Annotated in this window: 3 protein-coding genes and 1 pseudogene; all 4 read left to right on the top strand. The window is 74.3% G+C overall.

The features are described 5' to 3' along the window. Positions 1-157: 157 nt before the first annotated feature. Positions 158-1,384: an MFS transporter gene (locus AB0M39_RS41355; RefSeq protein WP_365374184.1), complete on the top strand. Its 1,227-nt coding sequence runs from the start codon at positions 158-160 to the stop codon at positions 1,382-1,384. A gap of 136 nt (positions 1,385-1,520) precedes the next feature. Continuing rightward, on the top strand, positions 1,521-1,703 hold the full coding sequence (locus AB0M39_RS41360) for a hypothetical protein (protein ID WP_365374187.1): 183 nt from the start codon (positions 1,521-1,523) through the stop codon (positions 1,701-1,703). Between the two features lie 25 nt (positions 1,704-1,728). Further along, entirely contained in the window at positions 1,729-4,035 is a 2,307-nt protein-coding gene (locus AB0M39_RS41365) for an FxsB family cyclophane-forming radical SAM/SPASM peptide maturase (protein ID WP_365374190.1), read from the top strand. A gap of 214 nt (positions 4,036-4,249) precedes the next feature. Further along, positions 4,250-4,548 (top strand): annotated as a pseudogene (locus tag AB0M39_RS41370) (hypothetical protein); the annotation flags it as partial.

A 4,548-nucleotide genomic window follows, 5' to 3' on the forward strand; every position in this document is an offset into this window, starting at 1 on the left:
GCCGAACCCGGCCTTCCGGGGGCTCTCGGCCGCACCGGACCAGCCCGTGAATGGCCCAGTGAACCAGAGGGAAATGGCCTGCGCCGTGGGCCACTTGAGACTCTACGGTGAGGAGCAGAGCGGCCCGCAGGCAGGCCGCGCCTCCCCAAGGAGCCCCATGTCCCTCCGGATCGTGCCGCCGAGCGGGTCGCCGCGGAAACTCGCCGTCGCTCAGCTGGTCAACTCGCTGGGAGACGGCGCGTACATCGTCTGCTCCACCCTCTACTTCGCCCGCGTCGTCGGCCTCTCGCCCGCCCAGATCGGCCTGGGCCTCACCCTCGCCTGGGCGGTCGGCTCCGTCGCCGGCGTCCCCCTCGGCCACCTGGCCGACCGCCGCGGCCCGCGGTCCGTCGCCGTGCTGCTGGCGCTCGCGACCTCCGCCTCGGTCGGCTCCTTCCTCTTCGTCCGCTCCTTCACGGCCTTCCTGCTGGCCGCCGTCTGCTACGCGACGGCCCAGTGCGGACTGGCCGCCGCCCGGCAGGCGCTGCTCGCCGGGCTGGTGCGCAAGGAGCAGCGGACGCAGACCCTCGCCTACCTCCAGTCGACCCTCAACGCCGGGCTCGCCGTGGGGGCCGCGTTCGGCGGGGTGGCGCTGCACTTCGGCACCCGCGCCGCCTACCTGTCCGTCTTCGCCATGGACGCCGCGGCCTTCGCGCTCTGCGCCCTCGTGCTGCTGCGGCTGCCCGCCGTGCAGGGCGCGCCCCCGGCCGCCGAGGCGGGGCCCCGGCTCGCCGTCCTGCGCGACGGTCCGTACGCCGTCGTCTCCCTCCTCAACATGGTCATGCTGCTGCGGATGCCGCTGATCAGCCTGGCCATCCCGCTGTGGATCGTCGAGCGCACCGCCGCGCCCGGCTGGACGGTCTCGGTCCTCCTCGTGCTCAACACCGTCGCGGTCATGCTCTTCCAGGTCCGCACGGCCGCCGCGGTCACCGATCTGACCAGCGCCACCCGCACGGTCCGGCGAGGCGGCGCGGTGATGCTCGCCTCCTGCGCCGTCTTCGCCCTCTCGGCCGCCGCGGGCGCGCCCGCCTGGGCCGCGGCGACCGTGCTGCTGACCGGGGCCGCGCTCCAGGTGGCCGGCGAGATGATGCAGTCCGCCGGCGCCTGGCAGATCAGCTTCGACCTGGCGCCCGCCGGACGACAGGGCCAGTACCAGGGCTTCTTCGGCAGCGGAGTCTCCGTGGCCAGAATGCTCGGCCCGCTGCTCCTGACCACGCTGATCGTCGGCTGGGGCGTCGTGGGCTGGCTGCTGCTCGGCGTGCTCTTCCTGGCGGCGGGCCTCGCCATGGCGCCGGCCGTGCGATGGGCGCAGCGGACGGACAAGGCCGCGGCGTACGCCGGCTGAGCGCCCCAGCAGACCCGCCGGCGTCCCTGATATCACGGCCGAACAGCCCGAGTTGGCCGGTGAACGCCTTGTCGTGGGGTAACCGCGCCGTCACGATGAGAAGGCCGCCCGGAGCCGTACACCCGAGGAGACCCCTATGGACAGCAGCGACGAGCAGCGAGGCGCGATCATCCCCGGAGCCCTCCCCTACCACCGTGACACTCCGCTGCACCAGGTGCCCGTCTCGGCGCAGAGCGCCGTGCTCGCGCGCGTGGGAGCGGACCGCGGAGAGATCATGTCGGCGTTCCAGTCCAGCGGGTCCGAGCAGCCCTCTCCTTGAGTCGCTGGCTTGGAGGAGCACTCCGGTGCCCGCGGGAACGCGGCCATTTCGCCAGTTCGTACTGAAGGTGCACAGCCGGTGCGACCTGGCCTGCGACCACTGCTACGTCTACGAGCACGCCGACCAGAGCTGGCGCGGCCGCCCGGTCACCATGTCGGAGGAGATCCTCCGGCTCGCCGCCCGGCGGATCGCCGAGCACGCGGCCGCGCACGGACTGCCGCGCGTGCACGTCGTGCTGCACGGCGGCGAGCCGCTGCTCGTGGGACGGGAGCGGCTGCGCGGCTTCGCCCGCGTGCTGCGAAGCGAGCTGCGCGGGGTGAGCGACGTCGTTCTGCGGATGCAGACCAACGGGCTGCGGCTGGACGACGCCTACTGCGCCATGCTCGCCGAGGAGGGCATCGTCGCCGGGGTCTCGATCGACGGCGACCGGGCCTCCCACGACCGCCACCGCGTGCGGGCCGACGGCACGGGAAGCTACGACGACGTCGTCCGGGCCGTCCGGCGGCTCGCCGCGCCCGCCTACCGGAGCGCCTTCGGCGGGCTGCTGTGCACCGTCGACGTCGAGAACGACCCCGTGGACGTCTACCGCGCGCTGGTGGACCTGGACCCGCCCGGCATCGACTTCCTCCTGCCGCACGCCACCTGGGACCGCCCGCCGCCGCGCCCCGGCGGCGAGAGCGACTACGCGGACTGGCTGATCGCCGTGCACCGGCGGTGGACCGAGGACGGCAAGCCGGTGCGCATCCGGATGTTCGACTCGATCTCCCGTCTCTCCCACGGCGGCCTCAGCCTCACCGAGGCGCTGGGCCTGGGCAGTTCGGACCTGCTCGTGGTGGAGACCGACGGCGCGATCGAGCAGGCGGACTGGCTCAAGACCGTCGCCCACGGCGCCCCGGAGACCGGCTTCCATGTGGCGCGCGACCCCTTCGACGCGGCCGCCGAGCACCCCGGCATCCTCGCCCAGCGCAGGGGACTGGACGGACTGTCGGCGCAGTGCCGAGCCTGCCCGGCGGTCGCCGTGTGCGGCGGGGGGCTGTACGCACACCGCTACCGCACCCCGCCCGGCTCACGCGCCGGCGGCTTCGACAACCCCTCCGTGTACTGCGCCGATCTGCTCAAGCTCATCCAGTACGTGGAGGGCGCCGACGACCGCGCCCCCTCGCACGGCCTGCGCCGCGCCCACTTCGACGACCTCGCCGCCGGCTACGGCGACGCGCCGGCGGTCCAGGAGCTGGCACAGGCGCAGAGCAGCCTGCGGCGCGTGCTCCTCGCGGCCGCCCACCGCGTCGCCCCGTACCCCTTGGCCGCCTGGGACTTCCTGCTCGCACTGCCCTCCCACGCCCTGGACGCGGTCCTCGCCGACCCGTATCTGCGGGTGTGGGCGCTGGGCGTCTGCGAGGAGGGCGCGCCCGACCCGGGGCGCCCCGCCGAGATCGCCCTGGCCGCCGCCGCCCGCACCGGGAGCCGCCTCAGCCTCGCCGTGCCGCTGCGCGAGGGGACCGTGCACCTGCCGGGCCTCGGGCGGCTCGTCGTCGACGGGCCCGCGCGCGACGTGACGGTCTCGGCGTACGACGGCCTGCTCGCCGTCGACGGCGCCGCGCTGGGCGCGCTGCCGGACGGGTTCGTCTGGGAGCCCCTGCGGTATCTGGAGGCCGACGGCATACGCGTGGCGCTGGAGGACGTCGACCCGTACCGCACCGGCTACCAGGCCGAGGTCCGGCCCCGGCTCACCGCCGCCGAGTTCCGCTCCTGGCAGGAGGCCTTCCGCGGGGCCTGGCCGATCGTCCTAGCCCAGTACCCGCGCTACGCCGACGGACTCGCCGCCGGACTGCGCGCCGTCACCCCGCTCGCCGCGCCGCCCGGCCGCATCGTCAGCGAGACCTCCCGGCACGCCTTCGGCGCGATCGGCGTCGCCCTGCCGCCCTGCGCCGACGACCTCGCGCTGACCCTGATCCACGAGTTCCAGCACGTCAAGCTCGGCGCGCTGCAGGACATGTACGACCTGTTCGAGCCTGGCGGCGGCCGGTACCACGTCGCCTGGCGCACCGACCCCAGGCCGCTGGACGCCGTGCTCCAGGGCACGTACGCCCATCTGGCCGTCGCCGACGTCTGGCGCACCCGCGCCCGGCGCGAGACGCGCGGAGCGCGACCTGAGGACGCCGCCGGGCAGGCGGAGTTCTGGCGGGGCGCGGTGCTCGCCGCGCTGGACACCCTCTCCACGGCGGGCGCCCCCACCGGCGTGGGGGAGCGGCTGCTGGCGGGCATGCGGGCGACGGCGCGCTCGCTCGGAGGCGGAGCGGACGCCGTGCCGCTCGCCGGGCGCACGCCGTGAACCACGGCGCACGGCAGCGCACCGGGCCGAGCACGACCAGACGCGCGCGGGCGCACGCGCCCTGCGCGCTGTTCGGACCGGCGCGGCCCACAACTGGCACGCTCCAGCCTCTAGTACCGGCACTCGATTTCGCGCTCCAATGGAGGGGACTGCTCCCGCCGACGGAGCAACTCGCGTACGGTCGGCAGGTATTGACTCCGGGGGAGGCGAGACCATGACGCATCAGATTTCCTCCTCGCCGCCGACCGTCAGCCCCACCAGACCCGACCCTTACTTCTTCCTCAGCTATGCGCGCATTCCCGCGACCGAGGAGCGCAGCCGGGAAGACCCGGACCGGGACCTGGACGACTTCCACCGCGATCTGTGCGGACACGTCATGCAGCTGACGGACCACGACGGCAGGGAGGCGCCCGGCTTCCTCGACCGGCGGATGGGGATCGGCGCCGAGTGGGAGAGACAGCTCAAACAGGCCCTGGCGACCTGCCAGGTCTTCGTGCCCGTCTACACCAAGCG

The organism is Streptomyces sp. NPDC051907 (assembly GCF_040681075.1).
Classification (GTDB): domain Bacteria; phylum Actinomycetota; class Actinomycetes; order Streptomycetales; family Streptomycetaceae; genus Streptomyces.

What these genes read in the sequence shown, in the direction of transcription:
- AB0M39_RS41360 (WP_365374187.1), top strand. Translation starts at nt 1,521, where the DNA reads ATGGACAGCAGCGACGAGCAGCGAGGCGCGATCATCCCCGGAGCCCTC.
- AB0M39_RS41355 (WP_365374184.1), top strand. Translation starts at nt 158, where the DNA reads ATGTCCCTCCGGATCGTGCCGCCGAGCGGGTCGCCGCGGAAACTCGCC.